At 62.2% G+C, this 18,439-nt stretch carries 16 protein-coding genes; 7 read left to right on the plus strand and 9 right to left on the minus strand.

The window, feature by feature from the left end; genetic code table 11:
- From QA637_RS26835 to QA637_RS26855, 5 genes are all read left to right on the plus strand, one after another.
- The gene (locus QA637_RS26835; RefSeq protein WP_283065784.1) at positions 1-1,068 is read left to right on the plus strand and encodes an ABC transporter substrate-binding protein; all 1,068 of its coding nucleotides are present in this window, start codon (positions 1-3) and stop codon (positions 1,066-1,068) included.
- Between the two features lie 240 nt (positions 1,069-1,308).
- On the plus strand, positions 1,309-2,253 hold the full coding sequence (locus tag QA637_RS26840) for a Bug family tripartite tricarboxylate transporter substrate binding protein (RefSeq protein ID WP_283065785.1): 945 nt from the start codon (positions 1,309-1,311) through the stop codon (positions 2,251-2,253).
- Entirely contained in the window at positions 2,250-2,744 is a 495-nt protein-coding gene (locus tag QA637_RS26845) for a tripartite tricarboxylate transporter TctB family protein (RefSeq protein WP_283065786.1), read from the plus strand. The genes QA637_RS26840 and QA637_RS26845 overlap by 4 nt, the downstream gene beginning before the upstream one ends.
- 14 nt (positions 2,745-2,758) lie before the next feature.
- A complete protein-coding gene (locus tag QA637_RS26850; RefSeq protein WP_153440227.1) occupies positions 2,759-4,276 on the plus strand; it encodes a tripartite tricarboxylate transporter permease in 1,518 nt (505 codons plus the stop codon).
- A gap of 213 nt (positions 4,277-4,489) precedes the next feature.
- Positions 4,490-4,660: a hypothetical protein gene (locus tag QA637_RS26855; protein WP_283065787.1), complete on the plus strand. Its 171-nt coding sequence runs from the start codon at positions 4,490-4,492 to the stop codon at positions 4,658-4,660.
- Positions 4,661-4,824: 164 nt separating this feature from the next.
- On the opposite strand, the gene QA637_RS26860 is transcribed toward QA637_RS26855, so the two are convergent.
- The gene (locus QA637_RS26860; RefSeq protein WP_283065789.1) at positions 4,825-8,445 is read right to left on the minus strand and encodes a FecR domain-containing protein; all 3,621 of its coding nucleotides are present in this window, start codon (positions 8,443-8,445) and stop codon (positions 4,825-4,827) included.
- Between the two features lie 214 nt (positions 8,446-8,659).
- Between QA637_RS26860 and QA637_RS26865 the strand changes: the two genes are divergently transcribed.
- Complete coding sequence (locus QA637_RS26865; RefSeq protein WP_153440230.1) at positions 8,660-9,433, plus strand: TIGR01458 family HAD-type hydrolase; 774 nt, start codon at positions 8,660-8,662, stop codon at positions 9,431-9,433.
- Positions 9,434-9,556: 123 nt separating this feature from the next.
- On the opposite strand, the gene QA637_RS26870 is transcribed toward QA637_RS26865, so the two are convergent.
- A complete protein-coding gene (locus QA637_RS26870) occupies positions 9,557-10,597 on the minus strand; it encodes a glutamine synthetase beta-grasp domain-containing protein (RefSeq protein WP_283065791.1) in 1,041 nt (346 codons plus the stop codon).
- A gap of 346 nt (positions 10,598-10,943) precedes the next feature.
- Between QA637_RS26870 and QA637_RS26875 the strand changes: the two genes are divergently transcribed.
- Positions 10,944-11,315 carry a DUF2735 domain-containing protein gene (locus QA637_RS26875; protein WP_234886924.1) on the plus strand — a complete coding sequence of 124 codons (372 nt, stop codon included), beginning with the start codon at positions 10,944-10,946 and terminating at the stop codon, positions 11,313-11,315.
- A gap of 70 nt (positions 11,316-11,385) precedes the next feature.
- Here QA637_RS26875 and QA637_RS26880 read toward each other — a convergent pair whose 3' ends face one another.
- From QA637_RS26880 to QA637_RS26910, 7 genes are all read right to left on the minus strand, one after another.
- Entirely contained in the window at positions 11,386-12,264 is an 879-nt protein-coding gene (locus QA637_RS26880; RefSeq protein ID WP_153440232.1) for a carbohydrate ABC transporter permease, read from the minus strand.
- Positions 12,265-12,269: 5 nt separating this feature from the next.
- Positions 12,270-13,163 (minus strand): carbohydrate ABC transporter permease, encoded by an 894-nt coding sequence (locus tag QA637_RS26885; protein ID WP_184108468.1) that lies wholly within the window; start codon positions 13,161-13,163, stop codon positions 12,270-12,272.
- Positions 13,160-14,269, minus strand: a complete 1,110-nt coding sequence (locus QA637_RS26890) for an ABC transporter ATP-binding protein (protein WP_283065793.1) — start codon at positions 14,267-14,269, stop codon at positions 13,160-13,162. The genes QA637_RS26885 and QA637_RS26890 overlap by 4 nt, the downstream gene beginning before the upstream one ends.
- An 11-nt stretch (positions 14,270-14,280) precedes the next feature.
- Positions 14,281-14,427 (minus strand): hypothetical protein, encoded by a 147-nt coding sequence (locus QA637_RS26895; protein ID WP_153440234.1) that lies wholly within the window; start codon positions 14,425-14,427, stop codon positions 14,281-14,283.
- 143 nt (positions 14,428-14,570) lie between these two features.
- Entirely contained in the window at positions 14,571-15,836 is a 1,266-nt protein-coding gene (locus QA637_RS26900; RefSeq protein WP_283065796.1) for an ABC transporter substrate-binding protein, read from the minus strand.
- Positions 15,837-15,869: 33 nt separating this feature from the next.
- The gene (locus QA637_RS26905; RefSeq protein WP_428843174.1) at positions 15,870-16,763 is read right to left on the minus strand and encodes a carbohydrate kinase family protein; all 894 of its coding nucleotides are present in this window, start codon (positions 16,761-16,763) and stop codon (positions 15,870-15,872) included.
- A 29-nt stretch (positions 16,764-16,792) separates the two neighbouring features.
- Entirely contained in the window at positions 16,793-18,178 is a 1,386-nt protein-coding gene (locus QA637_RS26910; RefSeq protein WP_283065798.1) for a family 4 glycosyl hydrolase, read from the minus strand.
- Between the last annotated feature and the right edge of the window lie 261 nt (positions 18,179-18,439).

The following is an 18,439-nucleotide window of genomic DNA, read 5'->3' on the forward strand; positions in this document are numbered from 1 at the left end:
ATGCGATACCTGATCTCCCTGCTTTTCTGTCTCATCCTTCCAGGGCTGGCGCATTCGGCGCCCGTGTTCTTCCCGGCCCTTTCCGGGAACGACGCGGCCCCGGTTCTCGTCGTCTATTCCTCGCTCGACGAACCGCTCGCACGGCCGATGATCCTCGGCTTTCAGAAGGCCAATCCGGACGTAGCGGTTCGCTACGAGGATATGCTGACGGGCGAGATCTACGACCGGATCGTCAAGGAGACGGATGCTGGCCAGAAGACGGCTGACTTCGCCTTCTCCTCGGCCATGGACCTGCAGGTCAAGCTCAGCAACGACGGCTATGCGCAACGCAGCGACCTGCCGATGAGCGGCCGCTGGCCGGTCTGGGCGAACTGGCGCAACACCGCCTATGCACTGACCTTCGAACCGGCCGTCTTCGTCTACCATAAGCCAAGCTTCAAGACCGAGCCGCCGCCTGCAACACGCGCGGAATTCGTCGACTATCTGAAGCGGAAGGGCAGCGCCGTCTTCGGCCGGATCGGCACCTATGATATCGAGCGCTCGGGCGTCGGTTTCCTCTTCATGTCGCGCGACCAGGAGCAGTTCGGCGACATCTGGAGCGTCATCCAGGCGATGGGGTCCGCGGGCGTAAAACTCTATTCGACCAGCCAAGCGATCGTCGAACGGGTCGCCGACGGCCGCTTCGTGCTCGGCTACAATATCCTCGGATCCTATGCCGCCGACTGGGCCTCGCGCCATCCCGATGTCGGGATCGTGCTTCCAAAGGACTATACGGTGGTGATGTCGCGCATCGGGCTGGTGCCGCAGGCGGCCGCCTCTCCTGACCTCGGCCGCCGGTATCTCGAATTCTTCATGTCGAAGGAAGGCCAGACCATCATGGCGCGCGAGCTGCAGATCCCCGCAGTCAGCCCGGATGTCGCAGGCGAGAACACTGCCAACACCATGCAGGAGATGCTCGGCGGGCAATTGCGACCCGTTCCGGTCAGCCCGGGATTGATGGTCTATCTCGACCAGGTCAAGCGCGCCCGCCTGATCGCGCGCTGGAACGAGGTGCTGAGGCTCCACTGAAATTTCGGCAGGCAGAACAAACCATTTACGCAATGCCGACTTGATGTCAGGTTAATGTCAGCTTTCTATGGTGGCTTAGGGATCGCTGATGATCCGTGGAGGCGGGCCGTCAGCAGCGCTTCGGGAGGAAATCACCACCACGGTCAGCGGCTGGCGCGCAAAAAACCAGCCACGCGCTTCTCCCGTACGCGACGATAATCAACGCACGCGCGATTGAACGCGCCCTACGGAGGACCGACCTTGAAACACTTCTTCCTGGCATCCATTCTCGCTGGCGCCCTGGCGCTTCCGGCATATGCCGCCGACTATACGATCATCGCGCCGGCCAACCCCGGCGGCGGCTGGGACCAGACGGCCCGTTCGCTGCAGACCGTCATGCAGCAGGAAGGCATTTCCGGCAATGTCCAGGTGCAAAACGTTCCCGGCGCCGGCGGTACCATCGGGCTTGCACAGTTCGCCAGCCAGCAGAAGGGCAACCCGAACGCCCTCCTCGTCGGCGGCTACGTCATGGTGGGCGCCATCCTCACCAACAATTCGCCCGTGACCCTCAAGGACGTGACGCCGATCGCCCGTCTTACCGGCGAGTACGAAGCGATCGTCGTCCCGGCCGCTTCCGAGATCAAGACTATGGGCGACCTCGTCGAGGCGCTGAAGAAGGATCCGGGCGCCGTTTCCTGGGCTGGCGGCTCCGCTGGCGGCACCGACCACATCGCCGTCGGCCTGATTGCCAAGGCGGCCGGCGTCGATCCGACGAAGATCAACTACATCGCCTATTCCGGCGGTGGTGAAGCGCTCGCCGCCATCCTGGGCAGCCAGGTGACCGCAGGCATTTCCGGCTATGGCGAATTCGAATCGCAGGTGAAGGCTGGGACGCTCCGCCTTCTTGCGGTCTCAAGCGCCGAACGCCTCCCAGGCATCGATGCACCGACGCTGAAGGAATCCGGTGTCGACGTCGTGGTTGAAAACTGGCGCATGGTCGCAGCCGCTCCCGGCCTCACCGATGAGCAGAAGGCAGCCGTTTCCGCCGACATCGAAAAGCTCGCCAAGTCCGCAGGCTGGCAGGAAGTCCTGAAGACGAAGGGCTGGCAGGACACCTACCTCGCCGGCGACGCCTTCAACGAGCAGCTCGCGAAGGACGTTTCCGCAACCGAAACTGTCCTCAAGGACATCGGACTGGTCAAATGAACAGGGGAAATCACCCTTCCGTCGAAACGCGCCGCCCTGACAGGGCGGCGCTCATCATCGCCGTCGTTCTGGCGCTCATCGCCGGCCTGATCTTCTGGGACGTTTCGCGCCTGGCCGGGCTCGCCGGCTATTCACAGATCGGCCCGACGACGGTTCCCTATGTGATCGCCTGCTGTCTCATCGGCCTCGCAATCTGGACCGCCGTCGAAGCAGTGAGGGGCGACTTCGGTCACGAGCGAGAGCACCAGGAGTTCGGCCCCGTATTCTGGATCGTCGGTGGGCTGGCCGCCCAGATGCTGCTCTTGAACACGCTCGGCTTTTCGATCGCCACCGGCATTCTCTTCGGTCTGACTGCACGCGGCTTCGGCAAACGCAAGCTGTGGCTCACAATTCCGGTTGGAATTGCCTTCAGCTTCATCGTCTGGCTGATCTTCGCCAAGCTCCTGCAACTGTCGCTGCCCGCAGGGCCGCTTGAACGCCTGTTCTTCTGAGGGGGCCGACGACCATGGCTACTTTCGACTTCCTGCTCCAGGGGCTGCTCGTCGCCGCCCAGCCGATGAACCTGCTCTACGCGCTCATCGGCGTGACGCTCGGTACCGCCGTCGGTGTACTGCCCGGGATCGGACCGGCGCTCACGGTCGCGCTCCTCTTGCCCGTCACCTACAGGCTCGATCCGGGCGGCTCGCTCATCATGTTCGCCGGCATCTATTATGGCGGCATGTATGGCGGCTCGACCACCTCGATCCTGCTCAACACGCCGGGCGAAAGCTCGTCGATCGTCACCGCACTCGAGGGCAACAAGATGGCGCGCGCCGGACGCGGCGGCCCGGCATTGGCGACCGCTGCGATCGGTTCCTTCGTCGCCGGTCTCATCGCGACCCTCGCGCTCGCCTTCATCGCCCCCTATATCGTCAAGCTCGCGCTCGTCTTCGGTCCGCGCGAATATTTCGCGCTGATGGTGCTGGCCTTCGTCACGGTTTCGTCCGCCTTTGGAGACTCGACGCTTCGCGGCCTGACCTCGCTTTTCGTTGGCCTCACCCTCGCCTGCATCGGCATCGACCAGTTGACCGGCCAGACGCGCCTTTCCTTCGGCGTGCCAGATCTGCTCGACGGCATCGAGGTGACGACGCTTGCGGTTGCCATGTTCGCGATCGGAGAAACCCTTTACATCGCTGCCCAGGGCGATCGCGGCCCGGACAAGGTCGAAGCCGTCAAGGGCTCGGTCTGGATGAGCGCGATGGACTGGGCACGCTCTTGGAAGCCCTGGCTTCGCGGCACTGTCATCGGCTTCCCGATCGGGGCGATGCCAGCAGGCGGCGCCGAAATCGGCACCTTCCTCTCCTATGCGGCTGAGAAGCGCCTGACCAAACATCCGGAAGAGTTCGGCAATGGCGCGATCGAAGGCGTGGCCGGACCGGAAGCGGCCAACAACGCCTCGGCCGCCGGCACGCTGGTGCCGCTGCTCACCCTCGGCCTGCCGACGACGGCGACGGCGGCAATCATGCTGGCCGGCTTCCAGCAATATGGCCTCCAGCCCGGACCGCTGCTGTTTGCCACCAACCCGCAGCTCGTCTGGGGTCTGATCGCGAGCCTTCTGATCGCCAACTTCATGCTGCTGGTCCTGAACCTGCCGCTGATTGGTCTCTGGGTGAAGCTCCTGACCATCCCGAAGCCTTGGCTTTATGCGGGCATTCTTCTGTTCGCGACGCTCGGCACCATCGGCGCCAACCCGTCGGTATTCGAGCTCGGCATGCTGCTCGCCTTCGGACTGCTAGGTTACGTCATGCGCGTCTTCGGCTACCCGATCGCCCCGGTCGTGGTCGGCCTGATCCTCGGGCCTCTCGCCGAACAACAACTGCGCCGGGCGCTTTCGATCAGCCAGGGTGACTTCACCGTGCTCTTCACCTCGCCGATCGCGGCCGTGCTTCTGGTGATCGCGGCCCTCGCCCTTATCGTGCCGCTCATCCTGAGAGCGCGTGGGCGCGGCCAGGTGCTTGCGCAACTCGCCGCCAGCGAGGACTGACCCTTTCGCCTCCCAAGGCGGTTCACGGAGCGGGAAGAGGGAGGGGCAGCCCTCTTTCCGCTCCACTTTTCTTCTTCCCCAACCTTTAAAAGCGCTCCCCTCATCGCGGTCTTGCTTGCGCTGCATGGCTGGGGTGAGCTTTTGTGCATTGCAAAGATACCCGCTCGGACCCATCTTTTGCTCATCGGATAGAAAACGAAAGCGAGCAAAGAGATGATTGCCACCAGCAAAAACCGCATGGGTTTCATTGGCCGCGCCTTCGCCGTTCTGGGTGCTGCGAACGCTGCCGCCGCCGCCGTCGAAGGCCACCGCCGCCCGAACGCGCGCGACCTGCGCACCCTCGGCATCGACCCGGCGAACTTCCCGGATATGCGGCGCGGCTAACGCGCGCGGTACAAGATCTTGGCTATCCAGGCGACTACTGGGTAGCTCGCTGCCGTAAGGTGCCCGCCGCTTACGGCGCCGCCTCCCTCGCCAATCCGCCCCAATGGTGATCAAGGCGGGGTTGCTTAAACGCTTCGGTATTCTGAAGCGCGTCGAAGAGCTTCCTAGAACCGAGCCGTCGCGCGAGCGCGAACGGTGCGCCCTGGGGCAGGCAGCCCGTCCGCCATATCAATCTCGGCATCGAAAATATTCAACAGTTGCAGCCCAAGCTCCAGATGCCCGCTCTCCGATTTCCAGGTGATAGCGGCGTCTGTTGTCCTATAAGGCCCTAGCTCAGGGGCAACAGGATCCCAGTTGTCATCGTAATATTGTGAGCCTACACGGTCACCGACGAAGGACTGCGCAATCGTCGCCGACACCCGCGATGGATGCACATATGTCAGGCCGACCTGGGCGACATAGTCCGGCACGAGGGGCACACGGTAGTCAGAATTCCAAAACAGGCTGGTGTCTTTGCTTTCGTTCCAAGTGAATGACGCAAAAGCACCGAGACCTCCACCGATCCAGTAGTTGGCACTGAGATGCACTCGGTCAATCTCGCCGTCACTCGTCAGGAACGTGGTCAGAAGGTCTTCCGGCGCCAGCGTCAGCCCGTTGAAGCGTTGATGCTGGTACTCGATCGCAGTGAAAAGGCGCTCGTTCCACTCCGCGTCCCACCGCATTGCCGCAGTTTGCGTTTGCCCGCTCGAATAGAGCGGCAGTTCAAGCGGAGCAAGACCGACGGTGGTGATTGGCGATAAGGTGTGGTTTGTGGCGAACTGCGTGTCCTGCCGGTAATAGGCCCGCAACCAGTGACCTTCGATCGGCGACCATGCCACACCGATACGCGGATCAACGGGTCCCCATAACCCGGTGTCACCGTCGAACCTAGTGACGTATGCTCCACCCTGAAACTGGAGGTCTTGGGAGACGTCCAGCGTAGCATCGATATACGTGCGCGTAGCGGAGCCATCCCCGGAAAACTCGCCGAGGTCATCAATGATGTCTGTGCCCAGGTCGGTGGCAGTCTGCGAGATCCCGTATTCGGTTCGAGCAGCCTCTGCTCCATAGCGGACTGTCAGAGGTCCGATGCCGAAGAGATGGCTCACACCAAACGTGACCGAGTCATCTCTCGACGTCTCGTCGATGCGATAAACTATCGGCGGATCAACGCTGGAATCCGTGGCGCGAAATTGCCGTCGGGTGTCGATGTCGCTCGACACAGCAAAGGCCTGGATGACATTGCGGTCGGAGATCGTATGGCTCCAGGCGACGCCGAGTGTATTGTCGCTTGCTTCGACAGCGTTAAATGGCGCCGGATTCCAGACTTGTCCGGGGTAGCCGATGTCCTGCTGCGATGTATTACCGAACAGCAAGACACTGTCGGCGAGGCTCGGCCGCAAGCCGAGTTGGAAACGCGCGCCTTCGAAATCGTTCGCATCGTTGTCCCGCCGACTCTCCGGCCGCGATATTTCACCTTGGATGTAGTAGCTGAGAGGAATTCCGGCGTAGCTGGTTCCCTGTAGGAGTATGTCGCTCGTCCAGCCGGCTCTCGCGCCTTCATCCAACAATCCTGACCCGACCGCCGCCTCGAAAAAGCTGCGTCGTTCCAATGAATTGCGTTTGGCTTCCGATGCCACGGCTAAGGGATCGAAGAGAAGGCCTTGCATCTCCAAGGAAGGCGACGAGCTACCGAAGGGGAAGCGATCGAGGCCGGAGAGCGGCTCTCCCACGAAGGGAGTGAAACGCCCGCTTGCGGCTTGGTCAATATAGCTAGTCGACTTAAACGGATCGTAGGAGCGATCCGCATAGTATTGACCCCACTCGTTCAATCCGAGGTTCTCGAGAGTGACCCCGAGGAAGGAGGAAGCCTGTCGGTTCGCGTCGTAGCCGGAATAAAACCCGCCTCGCGCCTGCCGGCGCCGCAGCGCCTCCCGCGCTTCCAGGATCGCGTCATCGGCCCGGAATTCATCCAGCGCGATGCCGGAGCGGATCAGGGGAATGGAGGCGTTGTCCGGATCGAATCTGTCGGCGTTGTCTAGCGCCTGAGCCGCCTCCTCGTCAGCACCCAGTTGATAGCTGCCAATCGCCAGACCTATGAGGCTGTCCCCGTAAGTCGGGTTGACGGCGGAAGCTTCGAGCAGCGCCTTCTCGCCTTCCTCGGTCCTGCCGATCCGCAAGAGATAACGCCCCTTGGCTGCGAGAACAGCGTAGGAACGGGGGTCTAGTGCCTCGGCTCTGTCGAGCGCGGCCTTGGCCGCCGCGATCTGGTCGTTGTCCATCAGGAAGCGCGCGTAGTTTGCATGGAGCACCGCATTTTCCGGGTTCAGCTCGATCGAGCGGCGATGGGCAGCATCCGCCTCTCTGATCGCGCTGCGATCGCTTTGAACGATGCCCAGCTCGTTCCAGGCGGCATCGTCTCCGGGCGCGATCTTGGTCGCACGCTTCAGATCCGCGAGCGCGCCGTCGAGATCGCTGGATACGGTCGCGCGGAAGCGCGCGTTTGCGAGGAGATAGGCTGGCTCCTCCGGATCGATTGCTTTGGCGCGGGCAAGAGCCTCCCTCACCTCGTCTCGACGATCGAGCTGGAAAGCGAGATCGGCGCGCATCGCCGGCAGTCGCGCATCGTTCGGGAAACGCTCTTCGGCCGTCTTCAGGATCTTGATCGCTTCCGCCTGTCCAAGGATGTGGGCGGCGGCGGTGGCGCGTGCCATCACAGCCACCGGGTCGTCGGCATAGGCGCTGGTCGCCGGCGGTGGCGTCTCTCGATCCGGATGTTCCAGGGCGCTCGCAAACCATCGGCCGAAGGCTGCGGCCGCCCGGCGGTTGCGCGGCAGGTGCGGCATGGCGGCAGCAAACAAGCGGCTTGCCTCGGCGTAGCGCAGCTCCTGTCCCGCAATCATCGCTTCGACGAGTTTCGCCCGCGCCTCCAGCCCGGCCGGCAAAGGGCGGCGGAGATGCGCAAGCGCATCCTTTGCGGCCGCGCGCCCATCGCTCGAAAGCATTGCTTCGGCGAGCGCAATCCAGTCCTCGCTGCTTCGCTGCGCGGGCGCGATGGCCAAAATGGCATCACGCCTGGCACGCGTCTCGCGACCGCCCACACCACTCAGCGGCAGAGTGGCAAAAGCGCCGCGCAGTTCCGTGTACAGCAGGATCTGCTCGCGCTCCTCCAGATTGACGAGGATGTATTTGCGCGGTGCCTGTCCAATTGCTGCAAACGCGCCCTCGCCCTGATTGACGGTCACCGATCCTTGGGCGTTCTTGAGCTCCACTCTGCCCTCGAGCACGGAGAGCGTCGTATCGCCGTTACCGGTAACCCGAAGCGTCCAATCCGTGCCGCGAATGGCCGCGGTTGCCGCCGGCGTGTCGATGGTCAGTCCGCTGCCGCCACGCTTGGCACGCGCCCAGACGACGCCGGATTGAAGGCTGAGTTCGCCGTCGGAGTTTTCACCTATCTTCTTGACGAGCAGTGTCGTGTTGCGCCCCATGCGCATCTGCGTGTCGTCGGCAAACAAAAGCGCCAAGCTGCCGGTTGCATTGGTGCGGAGCACATCGCCGGCAAGAAGGTCCTGGTTGATCTCTACCGTGCGCCAGTCATCCACCTCAATGAAGCGAATTTCCTCGCCGGACTTGCGCGCAATGACCGAGCCCTCTGGAGACGACGCGCGCGAAAACACCTCGGCTGCCGACGGCAACACGCTTCCCAGCACCGCGAACGCGGCAACCGCGAATTTCAGTTTGCGCATGGTGACTTGCTGATCCCCTGATCCCCACCGCACTATGCGTGCGACATGGAACCGAAGTCAATTTCTGGTGGCTCGAAATGCCACAAGAAAATGCGCGCGGAAACGCGCGGATAGTGGCAAGATCGCCGCTTTACGACAGTGAGCCCCAACGCACCGTCGGGAGCCACACAGCTTGCGAACTTGACCCCGCGCGCCTCCGTGTCATCCTGCGACGATGATCAGCGGTGTGCTTCTGGATCTCGCTGGCGTCATCTATGACGGCGACGTGGCTGTGCCTGGCGCGACGGAGGCGGTTCTGCGCCTGCGCGACGCCGGTCTTCCCATCCGCTTCGTCAGCAACACCACCCGCTCGACGAAGTCAGCCGTTCTTGACCGGCTTGCCCGGCTGGGCCTTTCCGTGACAGCAGACGAAGTCTTCACGCCGGCTGAGGCAGCGCGCCAATGGCTTGCCGAACATGGCCGATCGCCGCATCTGCTTGTCCATCCCAATCTCGTGCAGGAATTCGACGATCTGAGAAGCGGTCTGCCGAAGGCCGTCGTTGTCGGTGACGCGGGCGAGGCTTTCGATTACCGGACGCTCAACACGGCGTTTCGTGAATTGATTGCCGGCGCGGAATTGCTGGCGCTCGCCCCAAACCGGACTTTCAAGGATGCCGATGGAAAACTCAGCCTCGACGCCGGAGCCTTCGTAATCGGACTGGAATTCGCCAGTCAGAAGAGCGCGATCGTGCTCGGCAAGCCGTCGCAGGCCTTCTTTCGGTCTGCGCTCGCGACGATGAGTTGTGCGGACGCTCAAGCCGTCATGGTGGGTGACGACGCCGAAACAGATGTGGCGGGCGCGCTGGCGGCAGGCTTGGCGCACGCCCTGCTGGTGCGCACTGGCAAGTACCGCGAAGGCGACGAGAAGCGTTTCGAGCCCGCACCGACGGCGACGGTTCGCGATATTTCCGAAGCGGTCGACTGGGTCATCGACGCAAGCAAACGGTGAAGGCGGGAATGGGAGCCGCTGACGGTGGCAACAGCCATCGGCGTCCGCGAATTCCCGGGAGGATCGTACAGACCAGGAAAAGGGACACGGCGCCGACATTCGCGTCGGCGCCGCGGGGAGTGTTTATGCGACTTTCGCGACGCTGCCTTCGGTCGGAACGGTCGAGATGGTCTTCAGCACCTGCGAAGCGATCTGGTAGGGGCAGCCTTGGGAGTTCGGGCGCCGATCTTCGAGATAGCCGCGATAGCCGTTGTTGACGAAGCTGTGCGGAACGCGGATCGATGCACCGCGGTCGGCAACGCCGTAGCTGAACTTGTTCCACGGTGCCGTCTCATGCTTGCCGGTCAGGCGCATGTGGTTGTCGGGGCCGTAGACGGCGATGTGCTCGTGCAGGTTCTTCTCGAAGGCAGCCATCAGCGCTTCGAAATACTCCTTGCCGCCGACTTCGCGCATGTAGGCGGTCGAGAAGTTGCAGTGCATTCCCGAACCGTTCCAGTCGGTGTCGCCGAGCGGCTTGCAGTGCCACTCGATGTCGATGCCGTACTTTTCCGTCAGGCGCTGCAGCAGGTAGCGAGCCAGCCAGACTTCGTCGGCGGCCTTCTTGGAGCCCTTGCCGAAGATCTGGAATTCCCACTGGCCCTTGGCGACTTCGGCATTGATACCTTCATGGTTGATGCCGGCAGCCAGGCAGATGTCGAGATGCTCTTCGACGATCTGGCGTGCGATGTCGCCGACGTTCTTGTAACCGACGCCGGTGTAGTAGGGGCCCTGCGGTGCCGGATAGCCCTGCTCCGGGAAGCCGAGCGGGCGGCCGTTCTTATAGAAGAAGTATTCCTGCTCGAAACCGAACCAGGCGCCCTCGTCGTCGAGGATCGTCGCGCGGCTGTTCGACGGGTGCGGGGTCTTGCCGTCCGGCATCATGACTTCGCACATGACCAGTACGCCGTTGGTGCGAACCGGGTCCGGATAGACCGCGACCGGCTTCAGCACGCAGTCGGAGCTGCGGCCTTCGGCCTGCATCGTCGAGCTGCCATCGAATCCCCAGAGCGGGAGCTGCTCGAGCGTCGGGAATGCATCGAATTCCTTGATCTGCGTCTTTCCGCGCAGGTTCGGGACCGGGGTGTAGCCGTCGAGCCAGATATACTCGAGCTTATACTTTGTCATTGCGAATCTCTCATAACGTGGTTGCGAGGCTTTGAGCAATCCTGACGGACCGACACGCTTCAAGCGCCGACCGCCAAGGGATCCGGAACTGCTCAAGCATTTTGCGTGCCAGTTCGGCCATTACGGCCCGCCGATAGCGGAATAATTGACTGGCTGCCGGTTCCTCGTCCGTGCGCGCAAACCATCCACCCGCCGCTGGTGCCGCTCGAACGTTGCAATAGAGTCAACCGGTTAGTTGATTGCGGTACAGGCTCCGCCCCGCAACAGGCAACTCACCCGCCGCGCCAAACGATGCCGTCAAAAACGCGTACACCGGGACCCCGGGATCAACATGGGATTGGAGTGCATGGCCGTAAAATTGCGACGACGCCGTCTAAATTTTCATCGCGCGAAAGCGCGTGCCCACAAATACGGCACGCAATTGATTGCGTTTTCATCATTTCGCGCAAACCATGTGCAAACCGGATGCGATGCGCTATGCTCCCTGACAGAACTCAAGGGAGACCAGACGATGGCCGAGAGTTTATACCGCAGGTCGGCGACGATTTATCCTTTCCCCGTGAAACCCTTCAAAAGGGTGGAGAATCGCCGGGAAGAGAAGCCGGGACCCGGTGCGCAGGAGGTTTGCGCGGCCGCAATAGACGGTTGCTGGTACCACGAAGAGGCCGTTCGCGCCGAAGCCGAAGAGCATCCGGGCATTCCGGGCAAAATGAATTAGCGCGAACGCAACGCCTATTTTTTGATCATCTGCATGAATTGCGGGCGATGCCCGCTTGTCGCCGACACGACTACCCTTTGACGGCACCCGACGTCAGGCCAGCGACGATCTTGCGCTGGAAAATCAGTACCAGCACCAACAGCGGCAACGTGACGGTCACCGACGCGGCCATGATCTGGCCGAACGGATATTCGTAGCGGCTGCTGCCGGTAAGCAGGCCGATCGCAACCGGCACGGTCCGGTTCTCGTCGGTCAGGATAAAGGTGAGCGCGAAGAGGAATTCGTTCCACGCCAGAATGAACGAGAGCAGCCCGGTGCTGGCAATCGCGGGCCCCATCAGCGGCAGCAGCACATGCGTCAGGACCCTCAGCCGCGAACAACCGTCGATGAGCGCCGCCTCCTCCAGCTCCGTCGGCAGATCGCGGATGAAGCTCGTCAGGATCCAGGTGGTGAACGGCAGCGTAAGGATAAGATAGGAAACGATGAGTGCCGACGGGCGGTTATAGAGCCCAAGCCAGCCGATCACCTCGAACATTCCCGAGAGCACGACCACCTGCGGGAAAATCGAGATCATCAGGACGGCGATCAAAATAATCCGGCCTGGCGAAAAATGCAGCCGCCCGAGCGCATAGGCCGCGAGAATGCCGATCACCAGCGAGATCATCGTGCTCGCGAAAGCGACGAGGCCAGAGTTGACGAGCGCGCCCATGAACACGGGGTTGTGGAACAGCTGCCAATAGTTGCTGAAGTCCGGCGATGGCAGGAGACTGAACTGATAGAGCGCCTGGCCGGATTTCGTGGACGATACGATCGCCCAGTAATAGGGGAATAGCATGTAGACGAGTACGGCCGCCACGCCGACATAGAGACCGAAAGTCCTCACACGCCGGATCGTGCGATAGGTGCTGTTGGAATAGCGTCTTGCAGGGGCAGTCGTCGTCATTGCCATTATCGTCACCCTGTCGTCCGATCGAGGCGCAGGGCGCCAACAATGACGATCGCGATCAGCCCGATGATCATGAACACCCAGGTCGAGGCCGCCGAGCCGAGGCCGAGGTCCTGGAAGCTGATCAGCTGGTCGCGTGCATAGATCGACATCGTCATGGTGTTTTCGTTGTTGGCGGCAAGCACATAGCTGAGGTCGAACATCCTGAGCGCATCGAGCGTGCGAAACAGCATCGCAACGCCGATCGCGGGTGTCGCGAGCGGCAGCGTTATCGACCAGAAGCGCTTCCAGTGCGGCACGCCGGAAACTTCCGCGGCCTCGTAAATCTCCTCCGGAATCAACTGGAGCCCGGCGAGGATAAGCAGCACCATGAACGGCGTCGTCACCCAGACATCGATGAAGATCACGGTATAGAGGATGAGCGAGGGTTCGGCCGTCCAGGCGATGCCCTTCTCGACGAGGCCCAGCGTCACGAGCAGCTCGTTGACGAGGCCGAACTGGTCGTTGAGCATCCACTCCCATATCCGTGTCGAGACGACCATGGGCATCGCCCAGGGAACGAGAATGGCAGCCCTGACGATGCCCCGGCCGACGAAAGCCCGGTGGAGCAAAAGCGCGATCGCCAGCCCCAGAAGCGTCTCCAGGCCGACGGATATGACGGTGAAAAACAGCGTGTTCTTGACCGCGCGCCAGAATACCGGATCTTCGGCGACGGCTATGAAATTGTCGATCCCGACAAAGCCGTAGTTCGCCGGCGCATCGAGAAAGGCGTCCGTGAAGGAAAAGAAGATGCTGCGCGCGAGCGGCCAGATGGCGACACCAAAGAGCGCGATTATCAGTGGCAGCAGAAACAGCCACGCGGTTCGGTTCTGCTGCCGTTGCATCCTCTCGGCCGCACTCACAGCGAAGCTCCCGATGCCAGTTGTACGGCGCCGTCGTGCTCGATCCGTCTCCCGTCTTCGCCGAAGAGATAGAGATTTTCGGGCTGCCAGCCGAGGCCGACCACCTCGCCCTCTGCGAATGCAGGCGGGCTTCCGGTCGAGCGTACCGTCCAGACCAGCGTCTCGCTGAGCCGCACATAGCAGACATATTCGTAGCCGAGGTCTTCCATGCGCTCGAACGTTCCGCGGATCGTGCCCTTGGTCTCGGCGCTGACCAGCTTGAGGGCTTCGGGCCTGAGTCCGATCTCGACGGGGATGTCGGCGCCGGCAAACTCAGTGGCATGATAAAAACCGCCGACGCCCCGGAGCACGCCGCCCGACGAGGCGGCGCGGTCGAGCGGCGCGAAGTTCATGCGCGGACTACCGAGAAAACCGGCAACGAACCTGTTTGCTGGCCGGTCGTAAAGCTCCCTCGGCCGGCCGACCTGTTCTATCCGCCCCCAATTGAGGATGACGATCCGATCGGCGAGCGTCATCGCCTCGGTCTGGTCATGCGTCACATAGATCATCGTCGTCTTCACGTCGGCATGCAGCTTTGCGATCTCGAAGCGCATTTCCATGCGCAGATCGGCGTCGAGATTGGACAGCGGTTCGTCGAAAAGGAAAACCTCGGGCTGGCCGACAAGCGCGCGGCCGATCGCCACGCGCTGCCGCTGGCCGCCGGAAAGCTGACGCGGACGCCGATCGAGCAGATGGCTGATTTTCAGCATCTCCGCGACCTTGGTCACGCGGCGGCGGATTTCGTCCTTGCCTAGGCGCGCGGTTTCGAGCGCGAAGCTGATATTGCGCGACACGTTCATATGCGGGTAGAGCGCATATGACTGGAAGACGAAGGCAAGCCCGCGCTTCGACGCCGGCACGTCGGTCACCTGCTCGCCACCGATGAACACGTCGCCTTCGGAAACCGGGACAAGCCCGGCGATCAGGCGCAAAAGCGTCGACTTCCCACAACCCGACGGGCCGACGAACACCATGAACTCGCCGTCCTCAATTTCCAGATCGATCGACCGGATGACATCGTAGGCGCCGAAGCTCTTGCTGACGTTTTTCAAGGTGACTGAAGCCATTACGCTGTCCTTCAAAGGCCCGCCGCGGCGCGGTCGGCCAGGATGTCTCTGTCGCTGCATTCGAGCACGATGGCCGCGGACCAGTCGGCGTCAAAGTTGCCAGCCGTCACTCTGCGCCTCAGCGCTTCCTGCTGCCGCCCCTCAAATGTAGCCTGCACTTGCGCGCCTCGCTGATCGTCCTGAGCCCGACACTATCCCTTGCGCCGGCACCTCGTCGCTTCACCATCGGAAACGCGTCGCGTCGAACCGCAAATTTGCAAAAAGGCACCTCCGCGGGATCCCCTCGGAGGTGCCGCTTTGATCATTCGCCGGCTCTCACGTCGCGCTGCAGGCGTCGTTCCAGATCGGCAAGTTCCTTGGCCACATCGTCCTTGCCGGAGATGATGTCATGAACGGCCCGGTAGAACGTGCGGGAAATGCGATTGTAGTTCTTGCCGGTGGCAGCGGAGGGACGGGCAACCGACTCCTCGAAGGCCGTCTTTGCCATGCCGAGGAAGGGGATTTTCGCCAGCACGTCGGCATCCTCGTAAAGCGCCGCGACGGTCGGATTGTAGCCGCCTTCGATGGCACGCATCTTCTGGTCCTCGAAGCCGACCATGTAGCGCAGCAGGTCCGCCGCAAGCTCCTGCTTCTCGGAATATTTGGAGACCCCGAGATAGGCCGTGCCGAGCGTTCCGCTCGACTTCTGCCCTTCCGCACCGAGCGGCAGAGCGGAAACGCCGACCTTGCCGACGAGCTTGCCGCCTTCCGCCTGCGACGTGCCCCAGACATAGGGCCAGTTGCGGTGAAACACGGCATTGCCGCTTTCAAAAAGGGCTCGTGAATTTTCCTCGTCGTAGTTGAGCACGCCCTCGGGCGAAATCGTGCCGATCCAGCCGCGCGCACGGGTCAGCGCCGCTTCCGTCACGGGGCTGTTGATGGTGACCTCGCCGTTGTCGGAAATGATCGTGCCGCCGCCGGCCGAGGCGATCCATTCCAGCGCGTCGCAGGTCAGGCCCTCATAGCTGCGGCCCTGCCAGGCATAGCCCCACATGTCCGGGTTTCCGGCCTTGCGCTCCGCGTCCTGGATCTCCTTCGCGGTCGCCGTCATTTCATCCCAGGTCTTCGGCGGCTCTTTGCCGTATTTTTCGAGCAGGTCCTTGCGATAGAACATCAGCCCGGTGTCGATATAGAAGGGCATCGCCAGAAGCTTGCCGTCGAGGCGCGCGGCGTCTGTCGCGGACGCAAAATGCGCCTTCACCTCGTCCTCCGGGATCATCGATGTGACGTCGAGCAGATGATCCTTGAACATGCCGAGCCAGATGACGTCGATATAGAGCACGTCGATGTCCGACGATTGGGCGGCAAAGAGCTGCTGGTAGATCGGGATCGCATCGTCGAGGTTCTGCGGCATCCGGTTGAGCTTCACCTCGTTGCCGGTCTTCTCCGACCACTTGGCGACTGCCTTTTCACACAATTCGTAGTCGGTCGCGGAGCAGAACATCGAGACCGTTTCGGCTTTTGCCGGGAGCGCCGATGCGAAGGCCACCACGGCCATGCCGGCCAGCATTTTCAGTTTATGTTTCATGTCGTTCCCTCATTCGTTCTCTTGTGAACGTCGCTATATCGCGGCCTCCCGCCGCCGATATTTCGTAAGATCTTTTTGAAAAGGCAGATTGCGGCCGCCATAGCCCGTGACCGCGAGCGATCCACAGATGACGGCGATTTCGATCGCGCCGCGCAATTCCGGCTCGGTGAGCAGCCCGTGGACGAAGCCCGCGTTGAAGCAATCGCCGGCACCGGTCGTGTCGAACACGTCGACGGCGAGCGCCGGCACGCGGCAGATCTCTCCCTTCGACGTGGCGATGGCGCCGTCGGTGCCGCATTTGACGACGACGGTCGGGCAGAAGCGGGCGATCGAGACGAGCGCGCGCTCGACGTCATTCTCGCCCGTCAATGCCTTCGCTTCGGAGGAATTCGGCAGGAAGACGTCAATCAAACTCAGCATCTCTTCGATGCCGGGCGTCGAAAGCGTGTAGTCCACGTGCTGCAAGTCGGAGCAGACCATGATGCCGAGATCACGCGCCGCCTGGATGAGCGCGCGCCGCTCCTCGTCGAGCGAGAACCCCTGAAGCAGAAGAATGCGCGGCCTGAGGCGCTCGAGATCCTCCGGCTTCGGCAGCGGGTCCGGCTGCTCGGCATAACTGATGAAGCCGCGGTCATGCGCGAACGAAAATGCCGCGCTCACCCGGCGCAACGGTTTGTCGAGATGAATGAAGAGGCCGTCGTCGATATTCTCCCGCCGCGCCTCGTCGATGATCATGTGACTGAAGATGTCGTTGCCGAAGGTGCACCACCACCCCGCTCTGGTGCCAAGCCGGGCAAGTGCCAGCGCGGTCGAATAGGCAGCGCCCGGCACCCACTCGAACTCTTCGGCCCAGAGGTCGGCACTGACCTTCGGCACATCCGGGAGACCGCGAAAGATCAGGTCGAAGTAGTACTCTCCGACCACCATCACGTCGTAGCGGGAGCCGGGCGCCTCACTCACGACCAGTCACCTGCATATTGTGCGTGCGCCGCCAGATATTCGTCGACCAACGGCACGGCACGCGAGTAGGAGAGCACAAGCGGATGCGCCATCAGCGCCTCGACGGCGAGCTCGCGGCTCCGCTCCTTGATCGCGCGGACGGCCAGCCGCTCGTAGCGCTTGACGTTCTGGACGAGCTGCGCCTGGGCCTCTGGCATGGCGCCCATCTTGAGCGGCCTGATGCCGCTCTTGTCGACCACACAGCTCACCTCCACGACATCGTCGGCACGCAGCCCGTCGATCGCGCCCTCATTGCGGACGTTGAGACCCGTGTAGCAAGGCTTTCCGGTCTGCAGCGCATCGACGAGGTTGAGCGCGACCCCGGCATAGCCTTCCCCTTCTTCCCCGGTCTCGCCGGCCGCGACGCTTTCGACAAACTTGTCCGCCTCTTCCATGCTTGGCGCATCCGCCAGCGCGTAATGCATGTAGGTCGCGTTGCGCCGCCGCTCATAAGCATAGTAGGCCGCCAATGCTCCCTCGGCATCGGCATCGAGATCGATCGTGGCGAGCTTGGCGATCAAGGCGGCGTTCAGGTCCTTCACCTCTTCGCCGCGGGTGCGCTCGTCAGACTTGAGCGCTTCGACGGCCCTTTCCGCATAGTAGTAGTAATAGAGATATTCATTGATCCAGTTGCGCTGGTGGCGGATCAGCTTGCTGTCGAACATGCGCTGCGACGTCGCGCGGATGAAGGCGTCGTCGTCAAGCAGCGGCTGAAGCACTTCCTTGCCGTCGATCTTTGCACTCCTGGTAAAGGAGAGGTGGTTGAGGCCATAGACCTCGGCATGCACATCATTCTGCGGCACCTTGTACCAGCGCGCCAAGGCTTCCTGCGCGCCGTTCGCGCCATCGCAGATGCCGACTGTGCGGTGATAGCCTTCGTTCTGCAGCGCTTGCGCAACCAGGCCGGCCGGGTTGGTGAAGTTGAACAGCCAGGCGTCGGGGCTGACCTTCTTCAGGATTTCCGCGTATTTGAGGATGACGGGAATGCTGCGAAGCGCCATCGCAAAGCCGCCCGGACCGGTGGTCTCCTGACCCAGCACGCCATGGGCGAGCGCGATGCGTTCGTCCTTGATCCGCCCTTCTTCGTTGCCGGGCCGGACCGTGGTCACGACGTAGCTTGCCCCTTCCAGCGCCCGCTCGGCATCGACTGACATCGTGATCCTGACCGGGGACTGCATGCGCCGCGCCAGTTCCTGGCTGATGCGCCCGAAAAGATCGAGCTTCTGCTCATTGATGTCCTGCAGGCAGATCTCGCTCAGACCGCTTCTTTCCGCGCGCCGCAGGGCAGATCCGACAAACAGGGGTGCCCGGACACCGCCGCCGCCAATCAAGGTCAGTTTCATTCTTTACTCCGCCGTTCCGATTGTGATATCGCTACTGGATATAACCAGTTATGTCAATTCGATCTGGAGACGCTTTTCTCACGGTCCACAAGGCGGAGCGAAACCGATGTGCGGGGGGCCGAGCCAAGTGTATGTCCCCAGAAAGTGCACACCGGTTTCGGGCGACGACATGCATGAAACCAAAGACCTAAAGCGCGTCGCATCGCTCCGATTGAATGCGACGCGCTTTAGCTGGAGCGGGCTCTTGTCTTCAATCTTGCC

Source organism: Sinorhizobium terangae, assembly GCF_029714365.1.
Classification (GTDB): Bacteria; Pseudomonadota; Alphaproteobacteria; order Rhizobiales; family Rhizobiaceae; genus Sinorhizobium; species Sinorhizobium terangae.

Coding starts and splice junctions, on each gene's coding strand:
- QA637_RS26835 (WP_283065784.1), top strand. CDS start 1: ATGCGATACCTGATCTCCCTGCTTTTCTGTCTCATCCTTCCAGGGCTG.
- QA637_RS26845 (WP_283065786.1), top strand. CDS start 2,250: ATGAACAGGGGAAATCACCCTTCCGTCGAAACGCGCCGCCCTGACAGG.
- QA637_RS26850 (WP_153440227.1), top strand. CDS start 2,759: ATGGCTACTTTCGACTTCCTGCTCCAGGGGCTGCTCGTCGCCGCCCAG.
- QA637_RS26855 (WP_283065787.1), top strand. CDS start 4,490: ATGATTGCCACCAGCAAAAACCGCATGGGTTTCATTGGCCGCGCCTTC.
- QA637_RS26860 (WP_283065789.1), bottom strand. CDS start 8,445: ATGCGCAAACTGAAATTCGCGGTTGCCGCGTTCGCGGTGCTGGGAAGC.
- QA637_RS26865 (WP_153440230.1), top strand. CDS start 8,660: ATGATCAGCGGTGTGCTTCTGGATCTCGCTGGCGTCATCTATGACGGC.
- QA637_RS26870 (WP_283065791.1), bottom strand. CDS start 10,597: ATGACAAAGTATAAGCTCGAGTATATCTGGCTCGACGGCTACACCCCG.
- QA637_RS26875 (WP_234886924.1), top strand. CDS start 10,944: ATGGCCGTAAAATTGCGACGACGCCGTCTAAATTTTCATCGCGCGAAA.
- QA637_RS26880 (WP_153440232.1), bottom strand. CDS start 12,264: ATGGCAATGACGACGACTGCCCCTGCAAGACGCTATTCCAACAGCACC.
- QA637_RS26890 (WP_283065793.1), bottom strand. CDS start 14,269: ATGGCTTCAGTCACCTTGAAAAACGTCAGCAAGAGCTTCGGCGCCTAC.
- QA637_RS26900 (WP_283065796.1), bottom strand. CDS start 15,836: ATGAAACATAAACTGAAAATGCTGGCCGGCATGGCCGTGGTGGCCTTC.
- QA637_RS26905 (WP_428843174.1), bottom strand. CDS start 16,763: ATGGTGGTCGGAGAGTACTACTTCGACCTGATCTTTCGCGGTCTCCCG.
- QA637_RS26910 (WP_283065798.1), bottom strand. CDS start 18,178: ATGAAACTGACCTTGATTGGCGGCGGCGGTGTCCGGGCACCCCTGTTT.